Source organism: Bacillus sp. BS98 (assembly GCF_008432245.1).
GTDB lineage: Bacteria > Bacillota > Bacilli > Bacillales > Bacillaceae_G > Bacillus_A > Bacillus_A toyonensis.
The window spans coordinates 117091-142328 of the sequence record NZ_CP043832.1; the positions used below are offsets into that span (position 1 = coordinate 117091).

At 32.6% G+C, this 25238-nt stretch carries 21 protein-coding genes and 3 pseudogenes; 8 read left to right on the forward strand and 16 right to left on the reverse strand.

The annotated features are described in order from the left end of the window. Positions 1-112 precede the first annotated feature (112 nt). Both F0362_RS29040 and F0362_RS29045 read right to left on the reverse strand, forming a co-directional pair. On the reverse strand, positions 113-1537 hold the full coding sequence (locus F0362_RS29040; RefSeq protein WP_000439352.1) for an alanine/glycine:cation symporter family protein: 1425 nt from the start codon (positions 1535-1537) through the stop codon (positions 113-115). Between the two features lie 609 nt (positions 1538-2146). Then, positions 2147-2329: a YolD-like family protein gene (locus F0362_RS29045; protein ID WP_000479762.1), complete on the reverse strand. Its 183-nt coding sequence runs from the start codon at positions 2327-2329 to the stop codon at positions 2147-2149. Positions 2330-3626: 1297 nt separating this feature from the next. Between F0362_RS29045 and F0362_RS29050 the strand changes: the two genes are divergently transcribed. Further along, the gene (locus tag F0362_RS29050) at positions 3627-4778 is read left to right on the forward strand and encodes an anion transporter (RefSeq protein ID WP_000665966.1); all 1152 of its coding nucleotides are present in this window, start codon (positions 3627-3629) and stop codon (positions 4776-4778) included. A 319-nt stretch (positions 4779-5097) separates the two neighbouring features. Here the strand turns inward: F0362_RS29050 and F0362_RS29055 are convergent, their stop codons facing one another. From F0362_RS29055 to F0362_RS29070, 4 genes and pseudogenes are all read right to left on the reverse strand, one after another. Next, on the reverse strand, positions 5098-6510 hold the full coding sequence (locus F0362_RS29055; protein WP_149890210.1) for an aryl-phospho-beta-d-glucosidase: 1413 nt from the start codon (positions 6508-6510) through the stop codon (positions 5098-5100). 74 nt (positions 6511-6584) lie between these two features. Next, positions 6585-8420: a beta-glucoside-specific PTS transporter subunit IIABC gene (locus tag F0362_RS29060; RefSeq protein WP_000122701.1), complete on the reverse strand. Its 1836-nt coding sequence runs from the start codon at positions 8418-8420 to the stop codon at positions 6585-6587. A gap of 126 nt (positions 8421-8546) precedes the next feature. Beyond that, positions 8547-9395: a BglG family transcription antiterminator LicT gene (licT, locus tag F0362_RS29065; RefSeq protein ID WP_000694490.1), complete on the reverse strand. Its 849-nt coding sequence runs from the start codon at positions 9393-9395 to the stop codon at positions 8547-8549. Positions 9396-9651: 256 nt separating this feature from the next. Further along, positions 9652-9932 (reverse strand): annotated as a pseudogene (locus tag F0362_RS29070) (DUF3238 domain-containing protein). Between the two features lie 153 nt (positions 9933-10085). On the opposite strand from F0362_RS29070, the gene F0362_RS29075 reads away from it, so the two are divergent. Continuing rightward, the gene (locus F0362_RS29075; RefSeq protein ID WP_098009804.1) at positions 10086-10559 is read left to right on the forward strand and encodes a MarR family winged helix-turn-helix transcriptional regulator; all 474 of its coding nucleotides are present in this window, start codon (positions 10086-10088) and stop codon (positions 10557-10559) included. 526 nt (positions 10560-11085) lie between these two features. Here F0362_RS29075 and F0362_RS29080 read toward each other — a convergent pair. The 4 genes and pseudogenes from F0362_RS29080 to F0362_RS29095 form a co-directional block, all read right to left on the reverse strand. Next, entirely contained in the window at positions 11086-12924 is a 1839-nt protein-coding gene (locus F0362_RS29080; protein ID WP_002156201.1) for a M60 family metallopeptidase, read from the reverse strand. 270 nt (positions 12925-13194) lie between these two features. Then, positions 13195-14367: an RICIN domain-containing protein gene (locus tag F0362_RS29085; RefSeq protein WP_001258160.1), complete on the reverse strand. Its 1173-nt coding sequence runs from the start codon at positions 14365-14367 to the stop codon at positions 13195-13197. Between the two features lie 747 nt (positions 14368-15114). Next, positions 15115-15451: pseudogene (locus F0362_RS31145) on the reverse strand (DDE-type integrase/transposase/recombinase); the annotation flags it as partial. A gap of 102 nt (positions 15452-15553) precedes the next feature. Beyond that, positions 15554-16783: a helix-turn-helix domain-containing protein gene (locus F0362_RS29095; RefSeq protein ID WP_001065619.1), complete on the reverse strand. Its 1230-nt coding sequence runs from the start codon at positions 16781-16783 to the stop codon at positions 15554-15556. A 240-nt stretch (positions 16784-17023) separates the two neighbouring features. Between F0362_RS29095 and F0362_RS29100 the strand changes: the two are divergent. After that, a pseudogene (locus F0362_RS29100) lies at positions 17024-17337 on the forward strand (NAD(P)H-dependent oxidoreductase); the annotation flags it as partial. A gap of 165 nt (positions 17338-17502) precedes the next feature. Here the strand turns inward: F0362_RS29100 and F0362_RS29105 are convergent. Further along, entirely contained in the window at positions 17503-17976 is a 474-nt protein-coding gene (locus F0362_RS29105) for a MarR family winged helix-turn-helix transcriptional regulator (RefSeq protein ID WP_001016480.1), read from the reverse strand. A gap of 200 nt (positions 17977-18176) precedes the next feature. On the opposite strand from F0362_RS29105, the gene F0362_RS29110 reads away from it, so the two are divergent. From F0362_RS29110 to F0362_RS29125, 4 genes are all read left to right on the forward strand, one after another. Further along, positions 18177-18761: a DUF3238 domain-containing protein gene (locus F0362_RS29110; protein WP_001284288.1), complete on the forward strand. Its 585-nt coding sequence runs from the start codon at positions 18177-18179 to the stop codon at positions 18759-18761. A 157-nt stretch (positions 18762-18918) separates the two neighbouring features. Then, positions 18919-19518: a DUF3238 domain-containing protein gene (locus F0362_RS29115; protein ID WP_000182098.1), complete on the forward strand. Its 600-nt coding sequence runs from the start codon at positions 18919-18921 to the stop codon at positions 19516-19518. 601 nt (positions 19519-20119) lie between these two features. Then, a complete protein-coding gene (locus tag F0362_RS29120) occupies positions 20120-20740 on the forward strand; it encodes a DsbA family oxidoreductase (RefSeq protein WP_002040165.1) in 621 nt (206 codons plus the stop codon). Positions 20741-20956: 216 nt separating this feature from the next. Continuing rightward, complete coding sequence (locus F0362_RS29125; protein ID WP_000214301.1) at positions 20957-21583, forward strand: FMN-dependent NADH-azoreductase; 627 nt, start codon at positions 20957-20959, stop codon at positions 21581-21583. A 512-nt stretch (positions 21584-22095) separates the two neighbouring features. On the opposite strand, the gene F0362_RS29130 is transcribed toward F0362_RS29125, so the two are convergent. Beyond that, a complete protein-coding gene (locus tag F0362_RS29130) occupies positions 22096-22278 on the reverse strand; it encodes a hypothetical protein (RefSeq protein ID WP_000848331.1) in 183 nt (60 codons plus the stop codon). Between the two features lie 296 nt (positions 22279-22574). Here F0362_RS29130 and F0362_RS29135 point away from each other — a divergent pair, with 296 nt between their 5' ends. Further along, a complete protein-coding gene (locus F0362_RS29135; protein ID WP_001087721.1) occupies positions 22575-22850 on the forward strand; it encodes a hypothetical protein in 276 nt (91 codons plus the stop codon). A 67-nt stretch (positions 22851-22917) separates the two neighbouring features. Here the strand turns inward: F0362_RS29135 and F0362_RS29140 are convergent, their stop codons facing one another. The 4 genes from F0362_RS29140 to F0362_RS29160 form a co-directional block, all read right to left on the reverse strand. Next, positions 22918-23151, reverse strand: a complete 234-nt coding sequence (locus tag F0362_RS29140) for a YuzF family protein (RefSeq protein WP_000122224.1) — start codon at positions 23149-23151, stop codon at positions 22918-22920. Between the two features lie 237 nt (positions 23152-23388). Continuing rightward, a complete protein-coding gene (locus F0362_RS29145; RefSeq protein WP_000340040.1) occupies positions 23389-23622 on the reverse strand; it encodes a hypothetical protein in 234 nt (77 codons plus the stop codon). Positions 23623-23918: 296 nt separating this feature from the next. Further along, complete coding sequence (locus F0362_RS29150) at positions 23919-24065, reverse strand: BC1881 family protein (RefSeq protein WP_000738554.1); 147 nt, start codon at positions 24063-24065, stop codon at positions 23919-23921. Positions 24066-24613: 548 nt separating this feature from the next. Then, a complete protein-coding gene (locus F0362_RS29160) occupies positions 24614-25075 on the reverse strand; it encodes a CarD family transcriptional regulator (protein WP_000486300.1) in 462 nt (153 codons plus the stop codon). Positions 25076-25238: the final 163 nt, after the last annotated feature.

Below are 25238 nucleotides of genomic sequence, written 5' to 3' on the forward strand. Positions count from 1 at the left end.
CTCCGTACTATTAACTTCATATAGAATAATTTTTTCTTTAATATAATCAATAATATTTGCACTAGAACCAAGAAAGATATTCAGACATTTTACAGTCTGAATATCTTTCTTGTTACATACTTTTCTTTTTTGAAGTTTCCTGATAATTGTCCCAACATTCAATGTCGTCAAGCCCTTTAATGTTTTCTTTATAAAAAATAGGATCTTTACCAGCCTTTTTCTGTTTTATATAATCTTGTAACGCAGCAAAGGCTATTTTTGAAAGTAAGGTAATAGCAATTAAATTAATAATAACCATAAAGCCCATAAATAAATCCGCTAAATCCCATACAATTTGGACCTTTGCAACCGAACCGAATACAATCATAGCCAACACACTTATTCGGTATATCATTAACCATACTTTACTTGTATGTAAGAATCGAATATTTGTTTCCCCATAATAATAGTTACCAATTAACGCGCCAAATCCAAATAGAAAAACAAAGATAGCAAGACAACCCGATGCCCAAGAACCGATGTGTTCACTTAATGCTGCTTGTGTAAGTGCAATACCATTTAACCCCGGTTGTTTGTATGCATCAGAAAGCAAAATAATAAATGCGGTGCTAGTACAAATTATTAGTGTATCCGTTAATACACCAAATGCTTGAATCAATCCTTGCTTCACCGGATGGCTCGTTGTTGCCGTTGCAGCAACATTTGGTGCACTTCCCATACCAGCCTCATTTGAGAATAAACCACGTTTAACTCCATGCATAAGCGCTGCACCAATTGAACCGCCTGCTATTTGTTTAAAACCAAATGCGTTTTGGACAATAAGAGAAAGAACTTCCGGCATTTTTGATATATTGGTCACTACAACAAATAATGCAACTCCAATGTATAATACCGCTAGAAACATCACCTTGTATTCCGCCATTTTTGCAATACGTTGTACACCACCAAAGATAATAGCAGCGAAAGCAATGGCCATTATTATCCCAACAGTTAGACGATCTGTACCGAATGAGTTTTGAAAAGCAATTGTAACTGTATTTGATTGTACAGAATTAAATACAAGGCCAAAAGTAATGGTGATTAAAATAGAGAATAATACTCCCATCCAGCGTTTGTTCAATCCCTTTTCCATATAATAGGATGGACCGCCTCGGAAACCAGTTTTATCTTTTACTTTATATATTTGTGCTAATGTGCTTTCAACAAAACTGGATGCCGAGCTAATAATAGAAATAATCCACATCCAAAATACAGCTCCAGGACCACCTAATGCAATTGCAATCGCAATTCCTGTGATATTCCCTGTTCCAACGCGAGCTGCCATACCAATACAAAATGCTTGAAAAGGAGAGATTTGATCTTTAGAACCATTCTTTCCCTCCATTAACACACGGACCATTTCTTTTAGCATTCGAAACTGCACAAATTTCAATTTAAATGTAAAATAAATTCCGCAAACAACTAGCATAATAATTAACAATTTTGACCATAAAAAATCATTCGTTGACCCTACTATATCCACCAAAAATCTTTCCATATTATCACCCCATATCAAAAATTCATATACCTTAATCTATATAAAGTCACCTATATTTCCTGACATAAATACCTCATTTCATATACAAGATAAAAATTTTATATAATAATGGGATTGCCTTGTTTAAACGAACCTCTACAATATGTAACCAAAAAACTGACATCTTGCAGGACCTAACACTTGTACATATGGATGCTCTAGGTCCTTCTGTAAAACTAATATTCTACTTCAGCAATGCGGTTGCACCATCATGTTTGTTTCGTTTACCGGTGATTTAAATTTAAATCACAATAATCCTTTATATATATTTCTATTATTTGCACAAACATATAAAATAAATTACCAAAAAAATTCAAACACCTTTATGCGCTCTCACATTTATTCACAATTTATTTTCTTTGATTTTTAATTAATGCTTCTTAGAAAAGCACTAGGTTGCCTTTTTATTCCCTTCTAAATACTTTATATTTATATATCTTTCTCTTCATTTACCTACAAAATTTTGCTGTAAAACCATCTTTAAAATACTTTTTAACATAAATTTTTAAAAAATTTTCTACATCCCAGAAGCTTTTAATTCTATTTCCTTCTATGAAATAACGAAAATCATTAATAAATTTTTTTTATTTTTGATAAACATATACTAACGATTTTTTGCTGTTCATTTATTAAAAAGAGTATTTGTTGGTGTAAATCAAGATTACAAACTCGCCCCTTACACGTTTGTAAATGTCCGGTTTTATAATAATCAATAGTGATTAAGTGTTTTTTTGCTAATTTTCTTAAGAACACGAATATATCTCCTTTCTCACTACTAATCTCTAAAAATAGCCTGTTAGTAAAAAAATTTAGCCTAGATAAAAAATTTACGAAAAACCTATGAAGCGCTTTCAATCTTAAGTTAAGAGAAGCGTGCCCTTAATTTATAATCAAAAGTACAGAATGTTACCAAAAAGTACAGATATTTATAAAAATTTTTATAAATTTTTAAAGATTTTTTCATCACAAAAAATACTGATATTTTTCACATCATTAAAATTTATTAATAAAGGAATTGTGCACCTTTGAAGAAAACATTGAATTTTAAATGGATGTTCCATATGAATAAGAAAACCTGATTAATTGTTGAGTACATAAAGTTATTGGTAGGAAAATTGCTCTAATTACACATAATTCACCTCCTGATTTGGAAGTGATATAGAGAGAAGAATTTTAAGGATGCTCTATCTTTTGAATCAGAAAAATTAAAATAATCAAAGTGGACAACACAACAGATAATCCTTTCATTCTTCTAGAAAGAACAAAGGATTCTTCGAACTAGAATAAACAACAAGTGAAAATTGCAAAAATGCATAAACATATTGCAAATGTAAAATCTAATTATCTACATAAACTTTCTACTGAAATCATCAAAAAACACAATATTATCAGTATGGCAGACTTATAAGTTAGTAACATGCTCCCCTAAAACAGCTGTTAAAAGCGATTAGCGAAGTAACTTGGTCACAATTTCGAACTATATTGGGATATAAGGAAAAATGTTACGAGAAGCATTGGCAGTGAGGTACCCTTAGGAAATACGTATGTATACTAATTCATTGATAATATTGGCATTTATTTCAGAATAGGTTTTTATACAGTATCCGAACATCGCGGGTTCTGTTCTACCTAACCTTTGATAGGTCTCTACTTACCTAATAAAATCATATATATTTTTTCTCTTTTAAGACTTCATGTGAATTAATTGAAATCAAGAGTTGACAGTGTATTTACGGAATGTTCAAAAAACAATGTATTTAATTTATTTATGATATCATACTAAAAAAACATTTGTTTTCTCAATTAATCCTCTAGGTAAATTCGCCTATATTAGACAAAGTTAAAACGTTAAAAGCTCTAAGGAAAATAAATTATTTTGAAGGAATGACATATTAAGAAATTCCTATTTAATATACAGATTATAGAACAACCAATTAATAAGAAAGGCTATTAAGTTAATTGCAATATAGGGAGTTTGTTGGATATATATTAGTGAATGTATATTTTTCTTCCGTTTCCTTCTACTAAAATAGATTACAGGTGGTGTATTGTGAAAGAAGTAGTATTCCTTCCAAATAAAAAAAGACTCTTTACGAAATTCGTATTTTTAAAAAAGGATATAGTGTTTACCATTTCACTGATACTAGCAGTTGTAAGCTGTTTAATATATTCGCCAAAGATTGAATATATTAACTTTGAAGTGCTTATTAGCTTATTTAATCTAATGGTGGCCATTAAGGCTTTTGAAGAACTAAAGATATTAGACAAACTTGCCGTTGCTATTTTGAATAAATGCCATAACAGCAGGTCAATATCTATATTTCTGATTTTGTTATGCTTTGTTTGCTCTATGTTTGTAACAAATGATGTTGCTCTCCTCACTTTTGTACCAATAACACTTTTCATTAGTAAAAAGACACAAATAAATATGATGGATACAATTATCTTGCAGACAATTGCGGCAAACATCGGAAGTAGCTTAATGCCTATGGGAAATCCACAAAATTTGTACCTCTATTCTTACTACGGAATTAAGCTTATCCCATTTTTAGGTTCAATCCTGCTTTTAGCTGTGCTTGGGATTAGTTTGTTGTTTATATTTACTCAAAAACTTCAAAAAACAAATTTAAAATTAGATCTACCTGTTATTACCGTAAAGAGTCGAAAAAAAGCTACAGTCTGGATTTTGATACTTGTCACTATCATTGCATCTATTTTTGGGTTCATTAATTATTACATTGCGCTAATAGTCACATTGATGGCAATTTTTATTTTGGATAGAAAATTACTATTTAAGATTGATTATTTACTTCTGATAACCTTTGTCTGTTTTTTTATTTTCATCGGGAATATTTCCCATTCTAATGCGTTTGAGACATTTGCTCACGCTAATTTAAGAGGAGACACCTCAGTCTTCTTTAGTTCCATATTTTTGAGTCAATTAATTAGCAATTTTCCTACTTCAATTCTTCTATCAAACTTTACTTCTGATTGGAAACCATTATTACTAGGAGTAAATATTGGAGGGCTTGGAACAATTATTGCATCTTTAGCCAGTGTAATCTCGTATAAACTATTCATTCAAGCCAACAGTAAAGATAGCAAGAAGTATTTAATCAAATTCAGTGTTTATAACTTTTCATTTTTAATCATACTTACATGCATACAATACTTCATCTTTAAATTTCTAAAAATTTTTTAAAAAAAGGGATTACCACTGGAAGAATAAAAACATATAGTGTTTTTATTTCTTTTCTGGAGTAATGAAAAAGCCCAAATTCTCAGCATGAAATTGAGAATTCGAGCTTTTTCATATAGGTGTACAGCAACATGCCCATCAACTTAAGAACTTCATAACACCTAAAAAAAGACTGTACATTTTCACCTTTTGATGCCAATTTTCGCGCTTTGGAATATTTGTTTTTCTAAGGTTGATAGCAATGTGGTAGGACCCCTAAAGATACAAAATATAAAAGGATGATCGTAATCAATCTTTAATTACGACCATCCTTTATACATTCTTAATTTAAATCTTCACCATTAGAAGCAATGACTTGCTTGTACCAATTGAAACTTTTCTTTTTGTAACGTTTTAATGTTCCATTACCTCCGTTATCCTTATCTACATAGATAAAGCCGTAACGTTTTTTCATTTCAGCAGTAGAAGCACTTACAAGGTCAATAGGCCCCCATGTAGTATAACCGATTAAGTCCACACCATCAGCGATAGCTTCCTTTATTTCAGCAATATGATCACGGAAATAGCTAATACGGTAATCATCATTTACAGACTCATTTTCTAAAATATCAACAGCACCAAAACCATTTTCAACGATAAATAAAGGGATTTGGTAACGGTCGTATAACGTATTTAAAGCAATTCGAAGGCCTTTCGGATCGATTTCCCATCCCCATTCAGATGCTTCTAAGTATGGGTTTTCTACGCCTCCTAATTGTAAGTTACCATCAGAAGCCTTATGTTCTTCAGGAGTTGCAGAGGCCGTACCGCTGTTATAATAACTGAAGCCTAAATAGTCTACTTTATGAGTACGAAGAATTTCTTCATCACTAGGCTCCACTTTAATTGTAATATTATGTTCAGCAAAGTAGCGCTCCGTATAGGAAGGATAGTATCCACGTACTTGTACATCTGTGAAAAACACTGTTTCACGATCTAACATCATGGCTGTCCACACATCTTCTGGATTACAAGAATAAGGATAAGTTGGAGCATAGGCAAGCATACAACCAATTTTGCTATCTGGAATAAGCTCATGACCTGCTTTTACTGCCAGAGCACTGGCAACAAATTGGTGATGAGCCGCTTGATATTGTGTGTGTTTTACATTTTCTCCTTCCTCAAACTCAAGTCCACCGCCAGTAAATGGGGCATGGATAACAAAATTAATTTCATTAAATGTCATCCAATATTTTACTTGATCTTTGTAGCGAGTAAAAAGAGTTCTAGCAAAGCGCTCATAAAATTCTATAAGTTTACGGTTTTTCCAACCACCATAATTTTTCACTAAAGCGAGTGGCATTTCATAGTGAGAAATGGTAACAATAGGCTGAATGTTGTATTTTGCCAATTCAGAAAATATGTCATCGTAAAATTTTAAACCTTCCTCATTTGGTTCTAATTCGTCACCATTTGGGAAAATACGAGTCCATGCAATACTCATACGGAAGCATTTAAAGCCCATTTCAGCAAACAAGGCGATATCTTCTTTATAGTTGTGATAAAAATCAATTGCAGTGTGGTAAGGATAATAGCCTTCCATTGAATAATCTTGCGGGCTAAAAACACCATGTGGTAATACGTCTGCTGTAGAAAGGCCTTTTCCTTTTTCTTGGTATGCACCTTCTATTTGGTTTGCTGCCGTTGCACCACCCCATAAAAAGTCTTTTGGAAACGGTTTTGAGAAGCTATTCAACATTATGTGTCCCTCCAAAATATGTTCAACCAATTGGGAATAAGTATAGTTTATCCCCAATCAGCTAGATGTTATTAAAATATTAGAGTTAGTAAATCTTCATTTTTAGTAATTTGTTCTTTATTTGTTTCAATGATATCCGTATATTGTGCAGTATTTGTAATAATTACAGGTGTTGTTACAAGGTAGCCAGCCTCTTTAATCTTTTCTATATCAAAGTCGATTAAATGTTGTCCTTTTCTTACTTTGTCACCCGTTTTCACATGTGCATTGAAATATTTTCCTTCTAATTGAACCGTATCAATGCCAATATGAATAAGAATTTCTGCTCCATCATCTGATGTAATACCAACAGCATGTCCAGTAGGGAAGATCGTTGTAATGACACCGTTTACTGGTGAATGGACTTCACCAACAGTTGGCTCAATCGCAATCCCTTTTCCCATTGCCTCAGATGCAAATACAGCATCTTTTACTTGGTTTAAAGGAGTAATGGTTCCTGTTAAAGGACTTACAATTCCTTCTTTTTTTACAACCGTTGCACCAGCTTCTTTAGATGTTTCTTTATTTTGTAGTTCCTCTTTATTCTCGTAACCTAAGAAATATGTTAAGGCTGCTGCTCCCCCTACTGTCATGATAATCATTAAGAAGTATGGAAGCCATGGTGTTGTTGTACCACTTAGTGTAAATATAGAATGAAGGGCAAAGGCATTGTTTTCAGCTTTAAATGCCCCAATGAAAGCACCACCAATCGCTCCGACAATAACAACATATTTTAATGTACGTTTATGAGTTGCAATTAATCCGTATAGAATGGGTTCTGTTACACCTGCAAGTATCCCTGTTAATGCTGTTGAACCAGCAAGAGATTTTGTTTCTTTATTTTTTGTTTTTAAAAAGATACCTAGTGCGATACCCGTTTGAGCGAATGTACTTGCAGCCCACATTGGGTCGATTGGGTCTCCACCGTTCATTAAGTTTTCGATACTCATTGGAACAAGAGCCCAATGTAATCCAAACATAATAAGGAAAACCATGGTACCACCAACAACAGCCCCAGTTAATAGTCCGCTATGTTCACTTAAGAAATTAATTCCTGTAGCAACCATTTTACCTACATAGGTTCCAAAAGGACCGAATGCGATAGCAGCTAATGGTACGATAATCATTAATGAAAGCATTGGTACTAAAAACATTTGTAAATCTTTGTATATAACTTTTTTCAAGAATTTCTCTAACTGAGCGTAAATAAGTACCGATATAAATGATGGTACGATTTGAGAAGAATAGTCTATCAAGATAACTGGTATTCCTAGGAATGAGCTTGTATCTCCATTAGCTAATAAAGCTGTAAAGTTTGGTTCTAATAGAGCGGCTCCGATAATACCACCCATGTATGGGTTAGCTCCTAATTTCGTAGCTAAAGTAAAACCTATCATTATAGGTAAGAAGTATAGAATAGCATTACCAGCGGCAGATAAAATAGCATACGTACCACTTTTATCCGATAACAAATCAAACATGACTAATACGCCTAAAAGAGCCTTCAGCATACCTGCTCCTGCAAGCGGTGCTAGTAATGGAGTAAACGTACCAGAAATTAATTCGAATATTTTTCCAGAAAGCGATGTTTTTTCTTCAGATGTTTCATTAGCATCTTTTGAGAAGTTACCAATTTTATTAATTTCTTTAAATACATCAGAAACATGGCTACCAATTACTACTTGTTGTTGGCCACCAGTTTGAACAACACTAATAACACCTTTTACATTTTCTAATACTTCTTTATTTACTTTGTTGCTGTCTTTTACTTTAAAGCGTAAGCGTGTAGCACAATGTTCTAAACTATTGACGTTATTCTCTCCACCAATATGTTGGAGAATTTCTTTAGCTAAGCTTGTATAGCTCATTTATAGCACTCCTTTAATTTTATTTTTATAAAAAAACCTGGGTTGATTTTTCTTATTCGAAATAATGAACTCGAATAAGAAAGGTCAACCCAGGTTTTGCCTGCCGAACAGTCACAATCCTGTGGTTCAATTATTATGTTTTTCTCGTGATGTAATACGGTTAATGTGAAGCATTAAATAAAGCATTTCATCTTTGTTTGGTTTTTTACCATAAGTAGACTCAATATAAGCTTTTACCTTTTGGGTACATTGATAAGCTTCAGGATATTTTGCCTTTACTTGTTCATATAATTCTTTCTCACCTTCAATAGCAGATTGATTATGAGTCAATCTATAGGCAAAATATCTTAAATGAGTAACAAAGCGACTATAATTAATTGAATTTTCATCTAGCTCTAAACCGTAATGATATTTAACGATAGTAAGAACATCATTTACCATTTTCGTCATATTCATCGTGTCTTCCATATCATTTTGGTTTTGTTGAGCATTAATGAGGTGAAGAGCAATCGAACCAGCTTCATCTTCAGGTAGCTTATAACCAGTTTTCCTTTCAATGATTTGTAATGCGTGTAAGGCAACTTCATATTCATTGCGATAGAATTTCTTTACTTCCCAAAGCAACGCGTTTTTGAGTATGAAACCTTGTTGAAAGCGAGAAATTGAAAAACTAATATGATCGGTTAAGGTAAGATAAATATTATCACCAATTTTTCCAGATAACTTTGATTTAGCGTAGGTGATAATTTCATCCGATAAATCCAAATGTTCGGATGGAATTTCGTTAATAAGATGGGCTAATTTATCTGTTAAACCTTTTGCTTCTAAAACAAATGTTTTATCAACTTGGGAAGGATCAATATCTTCGCCCGATTTTTTTTGGAAAGCAATACCTTTACCCATGACAATCATTTCTGTATTATTATCATTTTCTACTAAGACTACGTTATTGTTTAATACTTTTTTGATTTTCATATATCATCACCTACTTATTAGCCTAAATAAAAAACCTAAATTCATACCAAAAATACAGCATAATTGTATTCTTGGTATGAATTTAGGTTTTGCCTGCCGAACAGTCACAATCCTATGTGAAAAGTATTCAATTACTGTTTATCATTAACCACTTAGATTACAACTATGTTTGATAACGTTTTCAAGAGGTTTTTTAACCATATGCATAGCTTCGATACTACTTAGTATATAGGTGCTGTTCGAAATGATTTCAATCTCAACATGGAACGGGCCCTTTTTTATACTCGATATAACCATCTGGATTTGTAATTTTCACAGTTACGATACAAGCATTTGCATGTGAAAAAATTTCTTTTTATAAAAATCAATAATCACTTCTTGCTCTAATCTTGACCGCATTGTGTTTACAGCATATGGTGTAAATTCACGCGCATCACCAGGATATTCAAAAAGTTTTCCTGTTGTAGGATCTTTAATATGTTCTAACCAAGCATACGGGGCAAACACACTTCCTCTAATTTTCACGATGTCGGCCATGAGAAACCTCCATAATTTATTAATTTTTGTTTCGTTGGATCCCTTATTTCTCTTATAACTAATTATAGTAAATTTGATTGACTATATGCCATATAGTACAATAGAAATCGGATGAAGTCAATCGTATTGACTTCATTTAAGGAGGTTTTATGTATGAGTCATCCAGTATTTAGTGAATTGGACCTTACGTCACTTTTGTCATTATCCTTTAGCGCATCAATCAATGAACTACATGACAAATTGAGGGAATTGGGATTTGGAGATATTAGACCTATACACGGTTTTATGTTTAAATGCATCACTCCTAATGGAGCGACAGGTATAGAACTAGCCGAATATTTAGGAATTACAAAGCAAGCTGTGAGTAAAATGGTGGATTATCTTGAGAAAAGTGGTTATGTAATGCGCAAAGCTCATCCAACTGATAAGAGAGGGAAAATTATTGTTTTGACCGAAAAAGGTTGGCTAGTAGTGCAAGCAAAAGAGAAGATACTAACTGAAATTGAACAACGTTGGATTGAAAACATAGGCGATGAAAGAATGCAAATGCTCAAGGAAGATTTAACAAAGTTAGTTTATGAAGCAAATGAGGGTAAAACATCATCGAGGTTAAGACCTGTCTGGTAAATAATGAGTTTATAAAAGGGGCCTAACCGTGCACCCATCAAGTTAAGATATCATAATACCCCCATCTTTACATCTTGATCGTTTTTATCGTTTTGGGGCATTTGCTTTTCTTAGCTTGATTGTGATGGGGTATTAAAAAACGTTATCCTTTCTAAATAAGCTAGATTGGGTATTTTTTCTCAAACCCCCGAACAGGGGGAATTAGCTTAATTGATTTTAAATTTATACGCTATGTCAAAAAGTGTACTATATGACATAGCAAAAAATAGGTCTTTTCATTTCAAAATTACAACCAAATCACTTTTGAAACATATCAGTAGAATTCTAGATGTTTTGACACACCTATTTTTAAAAATAACCCAAAATCCTTATAAATAAGGATTTTGGGTTACTTTTTTCTAATTCCCTCTTTTCAAGGGGATAGACAAAAACACCCAAGAAACAAAAAAAGCTTGTGATTATTAATCAAGCAAGCTTTTTTATCAAACTTTATTTAAAAGTTACACCTTGTATGTTTTGGTAATACTTATGGTTTAACAGGCGAAGAATCAGTTAGAACATCTACTTCTGCTATAGAAGCAAATCCATTCTTTCCGTTCGTTACTTCCACTTTTACATATTTAGCGGAAACAGGTTCGAATGTTGCCAATTTTTGTGTCATACTATTTTCCCATGTTCCAGAAGCTACTTTTTGATAGTTACTACCATCCATACTTGTATAAATATTATAGTTTAAAATACGGCCATTAATCCCACCATCTTGACGCGGGAGACACGCTACTTGAGTAATCGATTTCGTCTGATCGAGATCTAACGTTAAGTTGTATGGATATTGATTTGTTGTACTCCATTTGCTATGCCAAATAGTGTTTGGATTGTCATCAATTGCATTCCTAGCTGGATCATGCCATGATTCCTCGCTGTTTGCACTTGCTTTCATTATTTTTTTAGACAATACAGCTAGTGGTTTAACAGGTTTAGCATCCGTCGCTTCCCATATAGGGGCAATTAATGTTGGATTATTTAAAGCTTCTACTTTTTGTCTCGTTTCTTGTGATGCTTTCAGCCCCCATTGATCAAAAAATGGAAGTAAATTTTGTTTCGCTACTTTCGATGTATTGTAAATAAATAATTGTATTTTTCCTTCAGCATCTAATCTAGTTTGATTCTGTGGTAACTCTCGATATAGTTTGTGAAGATTTGGATAAAAATCTTCACCATATGCTAATTGAAGTTGCCAAAGCATAACAAGTTTCACAAACAAGTCGTCAATATTTTTATATTCTTTATCTGTTTGTTTTAAATACGTAAAGGCTCTATCGTAATCCTTATTTTGTTCTAAACGTGTTGGTTGATTCGGGAATAATTGCTTTTGTGCAGCTAAAGAATATAGGTTAACAGTTACTTCCCACGTACCCCTTCGATCATCCCACGTCCATGGCTGTTGCTGCCTTTTATGTCCTGCTTCATGCATTTGTCCCCATCCAAATTTATTAACATCTAAAGCACTTTCGATTGCGTTACCAGCAGTAGTAAAAAATACTCCATTAGTACTTGCATACATGCCCCAAGTGTTTTTGTTAGGATTTTCTGCAAAAGCCCAAATGCGACGAGTTGGACGATGCAACGGACTCGGGTCTGTTTCAGATAACCCTGATATCTTATCTTGTGCTCGAATCATTTCATCATATTTTTTTAATAGAGGAACAGGATCTTGGTCCACGATATATTTCTTGGCACTATCCTGCGTAACAGTAAGTACTGCTTTTTCTGATTTCAATTGTACAGCATGTGCATCTGGGTACTTGTCCATCATTGCAATCCAGTCTTCTTTCGTATGTTTCCCTAGTTCAAAGAATGGAACAGGGCTCCCGCCTTGTGTTACTTTCACCGTAACTGTTCCTGTTTTTTGATAGTTATCAAACCCTAATAAACCACCGTTCGGAGAGGAGATCGTGTTAGAACCAGGAGAAAGGTCAATTTCTTTTCCTCCTTCTTTATCATATTCAGTTGTCCCAATAATTGCTTTAATCTTTTTTGTTCCCGATACTTCAATTGTAACTTGTTCATTCGGTTTTACATAGATTCCTGTTGGCATATATGATTTTGTATATGATCTTCTTTCTCTTTGTGCTTCTTCATAGTAATCTCCTGTACCTGGAAGTTTAAACTCCCTCTGTTCATACTGATTTTCAGTTTGCGTGGCAACCGTTTCAGCTTGAACTGTCAAGTTATTTGTTAAAGTAGGTGTAAATAGTGTAGTTGCCAAAATAACAGATGTAGCAAGTACTTTCATCGGTTTTTGGAACATAAAATTATTCCTTTTCTTCATATAAATCATCCTTTCCTTTTCAATTCGTTCCATTAAAGTCCTTTCAAACAAAAAGTGACTTAAAATCAACCCTTATTGTGTATTTGGGAGTTACTTGACGTTTCTCTTTTTTCGAATCTAAATATTTCTTCCTTTTAAATATAGCAAGGAGGGAATATGTAATTGGAATAGAAATACTTATTTTATCATTTGAAGTAAACAAATAATTATAACAAGGGAAACCCCCTCATTTTTTGAGGGGGCTCCAGCACTTCACTTTGCTTGTCCACGTACTGTTGAAGTATATTGCAATATGTTTCTTATTTATTTAGCTATTGTTCTTGCTATCGTTTGCTTACTGTCTCTTACAATCGAAGGATCTGTAACAACTGAACCGTCTGTTCTCTTTACTGTATATTTTGTTACCAGTTGATATGCTGTAAATCCTGTGTTTTTACCAGGTATACTTGGAATACTCTTTTCCTCTGTTTCTTCCGTTGCATTCGTAGAAGTTTTAGTAACTTCTGTTTGTATTGTTCTTGAAACACTCGATTTAATTGATAGAGATGATTCTCCAAATTTCAATCCCAAGTCTGAACCAAAGCTCATTGCAAGCGTATCAGACATCTTTTTTTGATCTATCTCACTTACACCTGATTTAACTGTATATTTACTAGTGGCACCAGCAGGAATAATTTCTGAGCGTACTTTCTCCCAATATTCTTCTTTTACTAAGACATAATATGGTGAATTGTGTATTTTTGTATAATCACTCGCACCATTATCCTTGACCATGATAGATGGTATTAAAGATGCCCCAACAACAACAGAATTTGACGTTTGAGGTAATTGTTGATCAATAGTCCCACTTGTATTATAATCTGGAGCATTTGGTCTAGTTCCTACAGCTGGTAAGGTTGGTAATGAAAAAGTACTGCGTGCAGCTGGAATATGAAATACCCTATTATTATCAGAAGGATTTGATTCATCCAAATCTACATAATCTTTAAATCCATACCTTTGAACCCCCGCCCAAGATGCAACTTTCCCAGATCCTTGGTTTACAATTTCAAAATTATTATTTCCCTTGTCTCGTAAATACCATTGTTCATTAGCGGCACCAGTCCAACTCGTTTGTCGCAACCCCTGATCATTGTCATTGTAAAAATCACGAACACCATCACTACCAATGAAAGCATTACCAATCCCTACAGGTTTTCCACTATTTTTATTTACGATTGCATATGCTCCTCCATCAAGTGGGAAAAATACAAATTGTTCATTGTCACCACGGGCTCCATCCCATAGAACAATACCTGCATCATCAGATTGCCACCCTTTATATACATCCCAAGCTATGTTTGTATTAGCTGCCAAATGAATAGTATGATATTCATTATTTGCTGGAGCTGCTGCTTGACTTGAAGGAGCCCAGATAGATAGACTCATTGCTCCTACACCTAACCCTGCCATGACTTTTTTTGATACTGATCTCATAATATTTCCCCCTAGTTTTGCCGGTAAAATCCCTACAAAATTACAAAAGATGAAATTATACTGTACATTGCTTATACTTTTATTGCGAAATAAAATCACTTTTGCTATGTAGAAACTTAAAACCAATTTTGTACAAATATAATACTTTTGTGATTCGAGACCTTTTAAAATAACTGAATATTAAGAAAGTTTGAAACAACATAATGTTACTTGCAACTTTACTAAACTCCTATTTAGTGTAATTTGCCCCTTTCTTAGTGGTCGTACCAGTTATGTTATTTATTAAAACATTAAATTTCCGATGCGTATATAGTAAGATTTTGTCGTAAATAGTAGAATTTTATCTTATATATTTGATAATTTTATTGTTACATACTTAATATGAGTGAAAGGATATTATACTAATAAAATTAATGATGAATTCTATTGTATTAATTATAATGATTATAACTTAATATATTCAATAAAAAAATAACTATATTAATTTAGAGGGGGGTAGTTTGTATTTTAGAAAAACATTTATAGAATAATTTAATGGTATTACTTATACTTTTTTACCTTTATTTAGGTATGCATAATTGCATGAAATGTGGATATATCAAGTAATATATGATATATTATTAAGTTTTATGGAATAATTCCCGATATTACTGTTAATAAATAATTAATTTTCCATATTATTCAAAAACATCTTTATATAGTCATAAAAAAACCTCTGAAATACAATTCATTCTAACCACCTCAATACTTGACATGAAGATAATAAGATGGATTCTTATCGATCCGTTATAACAAGAAGTATTGAAACATGAAAAGGCCGCAAAGCTTTCTTGAAAAAGCGCTTTGCAGCCTTCTGGTTTCTTGTTTTGCTTAAAAAAATGGTTTGTGTTTCCTTTCAAATTAACACCATGATATAAATATATCCATTGCCATTTTACTTTGATATATGTTTCATGGACTCTTCAAGAGTCATTGGTTTGAGGTGAAATCAGATTCATTTGTCCAATTCAGAACCATACTGATGAACGCAACGCATAATAGTTGTATAAAAAATGGATAAACCCCGTTTCTCCATCATTTTCACAAAATAACGTACCATTTCTAGAGTAATAGAAACAGTATGCTCAAGTTTTAGAGATTACTTACACGTATATTAAAGTTTTTGCACCAGAAACAGATACCAAGCTTATATTACGGTATATTTTTCACGATACTGTCTAGGAGTCATGTTTGTAATTTTTTTAAAAACCTTTATAAAATAACTTTGGTCATGAAAGTTAAGCAAAGTGCAAATATCTAATAATGGATATGTAGTTAGTGTTAATAATTTTTTTGCTTCTTCTACTCGTTCCCTTTGAATATATTCACTTAAAGGAATTCCCACTTCTTTTTTAAATAATTTAGATAAATAAGTAGGGGTAATCGCCAAATGATCAGCGAGTTCATTGAGAGATATTTCATTGTAAACATTTTTTCTAATATGATTCAGGCATGCAGTAATCGTTTTTGAATACTTTTGCGCATTGTATTCTTTCACACGATCTGCAAAAGTACGTAAAGCGTCTCCTGACAATCGCTTTACAGAGTCTACGTTATCTAGTTGTTCCATGGTTTGTATATACAAAAGACTAAGAGAAAAAGCAATATCTGATGGAAGGTTACCATCTATCGCATATCGAGTAGCTAGAGTAATCGCAATAATTCCAAGAACCTTTTGGTTTCTGAGTGGATCTGCTGCTAAAATAATCCCATCACCTTCTTTTGGAATCGCATACATATATTGTAATAATTTTTCTTTATTTCCTTCTTTGATTGCTAAAAAATAATTATGTACAAATGCCCTGTTGTGAGTTTCAGGATTATTTTGTCGGCGTTTTAAAATATATAAATCAGGTTTCACAATTTTATAGGGAACTTCCTCTAGCAATTTATTTTTTTCTAAAACGATATCTACATCTAACTTTTCATTGAAAATCATGTAATGTAATAAGATTCCGATATCAATTAAAGTAGTTTTTTTAATCTCAGGTAGGCACTGATAGTAGGCTAGTCTTTCTTCAATTTTATTACTTGAGTTAAATTCTTTCCGGATGTTAAAGGCTATATCATCTGAGCTCTTTGGGTGTATAGTGGGACCGATTATAATAGTCCCTTTTACACAATCATGATTTGCTATATGAATTAGGACGAAATTTTCAAGATAACTGTTACATCTGAAAAGTGGGAAGTTATCGGGATCATTTCCTTGATAAATGTCACTAAGATGTTCTTCTTTAGAAGAATAAAATGGACTACAAACATCATCAGAAATAGAATGATATAAGATTTTTTTGTCTGTAGATAAAATGTGAACAGGTACATTAAAGGCTTTATGTGCGAGATCACACAAGTGTTGTATGTCGATGGAATTATTCATTACCTTCTCCTTTTAATTGGGTTAAATGATAAATTTTCACATTATTCCTTTATAGATTCATAAATTATTTGCCGTCAGGTATAACTCACGACAAAATATTACTATAAAATATCAAAATAGTACAACTCACGACAAAATATCACTATATTCTTTTATAAAAATCATATATTATTTATTTGCAATTTTTATACAAATATAGAAATGGGTAGGGAAATTGCAGTACGTTAATCGGTTGTTATTCCAGCCATTTTGAAAACATATTTGGACGCTGTGGCTGTTTCAGGAAAAACATTTAAATATTCAAAAGAAGGATCAATAGGATTACTGACAGGGAAAAAAGCCTTACACATTCAAGCACGCGGTGATATTTACTCTGAAGGGTCAGAAGCTTATAGAGAAATGGGTCATCTTTATTTAGAAGTTATGATGGAATTTTTCGGTACTTCCTCCTTTGAAGGAATATTTATTGAGGCCACAACAAGTTTCCAGAAAAGGCACAAGAAATGAAGAAAAAGGCTATTCTTAGAGCTAAAGAAGTTGCTAAAGATTTTTAAATATTTTTTTAACAAATCACTAAGCTTCTACTTAACTTTTACCTAATTCATCACTAAACAATTTTTTTGCACTATTGACAGACAAATACGGATTTTATCATTTGGGGAATCATCTGTTTCGTAAGTTAATGAATGTTTGGTTGATCACCTTTATAGACTTTATTCTTACCAGACAGGTCTTAACCACGGTGACAATTTACCTTCATTTGCTTCATATACTAATTTTGTTAAATCCTCTTTGAGCATTTGCATTCGTTCTGCACCTATGTTTTCAATCCAGCTCCCCTCAATCTCAGCTAGTATCTCCTCTTTTGCTTGCACTACTAACCACCCTCGTTCAGTCAAAACAATAATATTCCCTCTCTTATCAGTGGGATAAGTTTGGCGCATTACATAACCACTTTTCTCAAGATAATCCACCATTTTACTCACAGCTTGCTTTGTAATTCCTAAATATTCGGCTAGTTCTATACCTGTTGCTCCACTAGGAGTGATGCATTTAAACATAAAATCATGTACAGGTCTAATGTCTTCAAATTCCAATTCACTCAATCTGTCATGTAGTTCATTAATCGATGTACTAAAGGATAATGACAAAAGCGATTTAAGATCCAATTCATTACATACTTGATGATTCATATATAAAACCTCCTCCAACAAAGTCAACCCGGTTGACTTTGTTGGAATTCCATTGTACTATGCTTAACATAGTCAATTATGTTGACTATGTTAGATTCCATCGCACTATGCATAATATAGTCAATTGAATTGGCTATATTATGATTATGAAAGAAATAGGATTCACCAAAATAAAAATTAATAAATTATGGAGGTTTCTCATGGCTAATATCGTTAAAATTAGAGGTAGTGTATTTGCACCATATGCTTGGTTGGCACCTATTAAAGATTCTTCAACAGGAAGAGTATTCGAATATACTGGTGATGCACGTGAATTTACACCATATGCTGTAAACACAATGCGGTCAAGATTAGAGCAAGAAGTAATTATTGATTTTTATAAAAAAGAAATTTTCACATTTGCAGATGCTTGTATTACAACTGTAAAAATTACAAATCCAGATGGTTCTATTGAGCATAAAAAAGGAAAAACAGATACACAAAACATTGTATGTACGAATGTTTTGTGGGGCGCTGATGAAGTCTCTTTTGAAATGAAGGCAAGTGCTAACAATCCTTTAAATACAGCAGCACCTGCGGCTGACTATTTATTAACTATACGTGTTAACAAAAGTGGAGCCTTGCATATTGAAGGTTCTCATGATGGGTTCCCTTGCTATGAATTTTATAAGCAAACGGATTTTGGTCGATTTGAATTAATCTATACACATGATTACAGAGAAACTGGTGACACTCCAGCGGCGCTAGCTGGAGAGATGGAATACAGTTTTAAAAAGACAATTTAAATATAAATATGAATCAGAAGAGTATCACACTTTACAAGCGGTAGCTAGTATAAATGGAAAACAATTGATTGTTCTAAAGAAATTGTGGCCTGTTTTGCTCAATGATTAAAGGTTATGTATTATCCAAAATAAAATTAAAATTACAGAGGTGCTTCTCATGACTAATATCGTTAAAATTAGAGCAAGTGTATTCATTCCAATGTCTTGGACTGCAATAGGTTGGACTGGACCTAAGGAAGATAAACAAAAGGGAAACTTAATCGAATTCGAAGGTGACTCACGTGAATTTACCCCTTATACTGTAAACGCTATGCGTTCTAGAGTTGAACAAGAAGTAGTTGTAGATTTTCATAAAGAAGAAATTTTCACATATGGGAATACGGGTATAACAACGGAAAGAGTTACAAATTCAGATGGTGTCGTCAATAAAAAAACAGGAAAAGCTAGTACAGAACGTATTGTATGCACTGATATTGAATGGGCTTCTGATGACGTCAAGTTTCAAATGAGTGCAAGTGCTAGCAATCCATTAAATATAAATGCACCTACTGTTGACTATCTTTTAATTGTGCATGTCAAAAAAGATGGTACTGTTGATATTGAAGGTAAACATGATGGATTCCCTTGCTATGAATTTTATAAACAAACAGATTTTGGTCCGTTCGAACAAATTCATACACATGATTTCAGAGAAACTGGTGATACACCTGAAGCTCTAGGTGGGGACATGGAGTACAGTTTTAAAAAGATATTGTAAGGATGATGTTTTACCACATTGTTATTGAACCAAGATAAATTTGTATTCATGATAGGTATATCGCTCGCAAAATGGGAAAACCCATATGAAATAAATCTATATAAGAAATGCTATTGGTTTCATGCCGTTATAGATGATTCCAGGCAATATAATTTAAATCGATGTTAAAATAATGATGAAAAAACCATTCGAGTTTTTCTATTTTGTTGCCGGTATACCATTGTTATCAAACTAAGGTTAGGAAAGATCAGTTTCAAAAGAAACTTTTTTCTTTTTCTAAAAACAGTGTAGATACTTAATTAGACGTATACTGCTCGGGGGATGTTGTAGAAGCAAAAGAATTGTTTCATTTCTATGAAAAACCGAATCTTGATTCTCCTATAGGAGCAAATCTAAAAATTGTTTTAGAGTTTATTGTAATCTAAGCACAATAAATCATGGGTCAAGTATTTAGAGAGTATAAGAATGGAACAATCCCGTTACATTATTAGTAAATAAATTTTTCGCCGTAAGTATGCGGATACAATGTAAGCATATATTTTTTTATCCAGATGTAACTTAACGTGTTACATCTGGATAAAAAAAGTGAGGAAACGTATATATGACTATAAAAATTAAAGTTTATTCTGATTTTATATGCGCATTTTGTTTTTTAGCAACAGGTCCTTTGAATGAGGTTGTAAAGGAAAAAGATGTAGAAGTAGAATGGATGCCATTTGAATTGCGTCCTAGTCCATCTCCGAAAATTGATCCACGGACACAAACTCGTGTAATGGCAGCTTGGGATTCATTTATTTATCCTACTGCTGAAAAATTAGGATTAGAAATAAAGTTACCACATTTTCGTTCGTATACACATCTTGCGTTTGAAGGTTATCAATTTGCAAAGGAACTTGGAAAAGGAAATGAGTTTCACCATAGAGTGTTTATTGCACATTTCCAAGAGGTACAAAATATTGAAGACATCGAAGTGCTAACAAAATTAGCGGTGGAAGTGGGACTTTCTCAGGTTGCATTTAAAGAAGCATTAGTATCACGAAAGTACCGAAAAATGCATCAAGAAGCTCTAAGACATGCCCATCAAGAAGCTCAAATTATGGCTGTTCCAACGTTCATTATTGGTGACGAAGCCATTCAAGGATTTACTAGCAAAGAAATATTAGCAAAGGCGATTGATCAAGAATTAGAAAAGGGTAAAGAGAATGAGTTAGCTGGACTGTAATGTATACGGAGATTGTTAATGCTATAAATACTTGATGATTCATATATAAAATCGAATAAAGTCAATCGAGTTGACTTTATTCGATTTTTATTGTACTATACGGAACATAGTCAATAAAGTTGACCACATTGTTTTTTATTATAAAAGAAATGGGATACCCATTTTTACTGGGTAAATATAGAACAACGTAAAAGTGAGTAACAGGAGGAGAAGAGAATGACAACAGTTTTATTTGTAAAAGCAAACAACCGTCCAGCAGATCAATCAGTGAGTGTGAAATTATATTATGCATTTTTAGCAAGTTATAAAGAATCACATCCAAATGATACAGTGGTAGAGCTTGATTTATACAATGAGGAATTGCCATATGTAGGAGTAGATATGATTAACGGTACATTTAAGTCTGGTAGAGGATTTGATTTAACAGCAGAAGAAGCAACGGCTGTAGGTATTGCTGATAAATATTTAGATCAATTCCTTGCAGCTGATAAAGTTGTTTTTTGTTTCCCATTATGGAATTTAACAATCCCAGCTGTACTACACACTTATATTGATTACTTAAACCGCGCGGGAAAAACATTTAAATATACGTCAGAAGGTCCAGTAGGTCTTATTGGAAATAAGAAAATTGCATTATTAAACGCAAGTGGCGGTGTATATTCTGAAGGACCAAAAGCCCCAATGGAAATGGCTGTTAAATATGTAGCAAGTATGATGAGCTTCTTTGGTGTAAAAGATATGGAGAAAGTCGTGATTGAGGGCCACAATCAATTTCCTGATAAAGCAGAAGAAATTGTTGCTGCAGGGCTTGAAAAAGCGATTAAAGTAGCAAGTACGTTTTAATTAACAAAACACTTGTCACTCTATATGGCAGTACCAACACTTTTATAGCGGTGGTACTGCTTTTTTATTTGCTTAGCTCGCATCAATTGGGTAGTAAGGATCCAATTGATGCGAGCTTTCCATTAAGTTTTCTTTCTGTTATTATTTTTTGAATACCATATACATATTTTACCACAAATAGTTAATTTAATATTTATTGGGGAATTAAAAACAAAAGTAAACTAATATTCAAAAGTTTATTTTCATTTTATTATGAGAGGTATCGCCAGCATTTCGGAAAAAACCCACGCTAAGCAAAAATACAATAAACTACCCATATGGACAGCTTATATACAAAATAACTAAAATCTGACCTCACTCATTAATTGCTTTTTTAAAATGCTCCTTGTATTAAATACTTTAACAATCGAGGTGCAATTAAAGTCGTAACGATAATTACAATAATAACTGAAGTGAAATACTCCCGCTATAATACTTATTATCATTTTCACTCCCCCTTACGTTTCCCCTTATCATTCTGATTTACACCCAATGATTGAAGCTGAATATTCAATTCCATTTACAATTGCTTGTGTTCGATATTGTACTACACCCTCTAAACCCTTTGAACGAAACTTTTTTACAACTTTATCTAAGTCCATTTTTAAATCCTTACGACTCCCAGTTCTAACTATTTCAATTTCTATAGTTTTCACAGTAACATCTCCTAAACAGAATGGTAAAAATTTGTTGCGTTCACTATCTCTTTGTTCTTCTTTACAATACATTTAATCTATTAAGATTTAAAAATTATACAACAAAAGAGTGACTCGTTTAGAATCACTCTTTTCACCTACCTCTTAACTTCATACCATTTATAATTGAGTTCTTCACCAAAATCACTTGTGACAATCCCTTTGACCGATGAATGTTGCAAGTAAGAACGGCCCACTCAATATTTTCTATTCAAATATGATAGAATGAAAATATATCCAAAACGGAGGGAAAACAAATGAATTCAAACACAAAACAGTTTATTTATGATATCCAGCAAAGAAAGAACAATTATATAGAAAATGTATTAATAGCAATACAACACCCTAAAAAAGAGCAATCTGAACAGGTCATTCAAAATATAGTAGAGAAGATGGATATGATGATTAGTCTAGTTACTACGTACATGGGGATTGAATCAGGATCTACGGAAGAATTAAAAGAACTTCAGCAAGAAATTATCCATGCTCAAGCATATATCCAAAAAAGGAAATTTGAAGAAACACAGAGATAAAACCCTGTGTTTTTATTTGGACGTCTATGAAACCAATTTGTTATAAATCAAATTAAATGTAATTTAATCATTGTTTTGGCATAATCCATACAATTTGTTGAATTCGTACAATATACGGTACCGTATCTTCAATAAGCAAATGATCTGGTTTCACATCCTTTAACTTTCCTCTTACATTACCTCTTACAGTTTCAATAACCACATATTTACCAATTACTGATTGTAATGTCTGATATACGTAGGGATTAGGTGTACTTACCATATGTTGTTCACTCAAGTCATTTCCTTCCGAATAACTCATTCTATAAGACTCCTTTCTAATTTGCATTCTTTCTCCTAATATATGATATAAATCTTATAAATATGCTAGAAGGATAATTCATTATAGGAACGGAAATAACATTTTAATAAGGTACGGTTTCTATTTCTAAATTGCTAAAAATTATTTATATAAAGTTATTTTTACTAGTTAATAGATGATGATATACGGATATTTTGAATGTACATCTAGGTTGTTCCTTTTAGGATATGTATGATTTTAAATACGCCCTTTATTAGAATAGTGCTCATACTTTTTTTGAGATTCTTTCGTAATACGTGCATTAAGTAAAATTGCTAACAATAAATACACTCCGTATTTCCCACCTGTAGCTCCTATGATAATCACACTACTACAAACAAGTACAATTAATAGGATAAACGAAACGAAATAAATACGATTATAGTTCTTTGACATCTTCTCGTATTTTATGCGTTCTTTCCTTGCATCCATCTAAATTCCTCCTTTAAATTATCCGTTTCACTATAAGGTAAATCCTGCTCTTAAAAAGAAAACAATCTATCGTTTCAAATACTTAGTTTGTTTTTTATCAACTAATGTATATAAAATAAAAAGAAATCCTACCAATATTAAGCTTTCCACTATGATAATCCCGACCCTCTCCTTCCTTTTACCTCATCACATCAGATGGAATATACGAATATCCTATTATTAGTCGTAGCAAACAAAAAGGATCTGCCCTTCTCGTAAAGGCTGATCCTTTTCTTCGTTCATTCAGCTATTTTTAGCTATTCTTGATTAATTAGAATCACAGCTGGTCCATCTACACGAATTCCACCAACTTCGATTTTTTCATAAGGCTCAACTGTAATAGAAATAATCCCTTCTCGCTTCCTTAATTCATTACTTAATTCTTTTGTTAACATTTTTTTCATGTGTGCACTCCTTCTTACTGCTTCATTTACTATTGTTATGTAAATAAGATTAAAAATGGTTTCCTGGTCTGGAAACCATTTTTTGTAGTTGACCATATGGTGTTACCAGTTCGTTTATCAATTTTACGTAAAGAAGATAAACAATTACTATTCACTGTCTCAGTAGATATAAGGAACTCTTAAAGAGATAGCGGTGAGATTGATTGTTTTTTCTTCTAGAAATAATGACTTAGATAATATATTACCTAAAACAATGAAAGCCCTACCTCTCTTTCATCCTTACGGATCCTTGTCCGTGCCAGTGTGAATCAGGATTGCAAAAATCAAGTGACTATTTAATCGAGTTATTTGATGAAACTTTGAACGTTCGTAAAAGAAATTTAAAAATAAAAATGGATAAGATTGAAGTAATAACAAAAGAGGTTCCTACTCTAAAAGTGAGTTGAAGAAGTTGAATGTCTTTGAAATAATTTACTTTTAATAACCATCATATACCCAGAAAATTCAGGATATTTCTGGGGGATGTCATACATTATTTATAATAAATCTCAACAGAAACTTTTTATTTGTTTTTCAGTGATTCCTTTAATTAATTCTAGCTCACTGACCAAAAATTTATATGCATCATCCAACAATTTTTTTTCGCTTGTATTCAGTGCTTTTTCCTTCTTCATACGGATTAAATCACGTATAACTTCAGCACCTTCTTGTATTTCACCCGTTTTTATTTTATCCGTGTTTACTTTATGCCTTTGTTTCCACGGCAGTAATTCATCTGACTCTCCATGCTGAAAAATTTGTATAATGTGCGTTAATGCAAGTATATCAATAACTGGGCGTATATTCGAACTCAATATTTTACCCGTAGGAATCATGACTTGCATATTACTAATTGACATTTTTATTACATAATACAATTGCTTTTTCCCTGAGAACTCTTTTTCTTCTATGGCTTCAATTATACCTGCTCCGTGCATTGGATAAACAATGTTATCGCCAATTTGAAACATATAATCCACCTCCATATGTGGTAACCTTCTCAAGCTTAACACATATGTTATTTTTTATCAAATATTTCATAATATCATAAAATCATTTTTATCGTCAATAACTTTTTTAACGAAAATTAAATTAAGTAAAAAACACACCCAAAACAATAGGGATTGTGTCAGA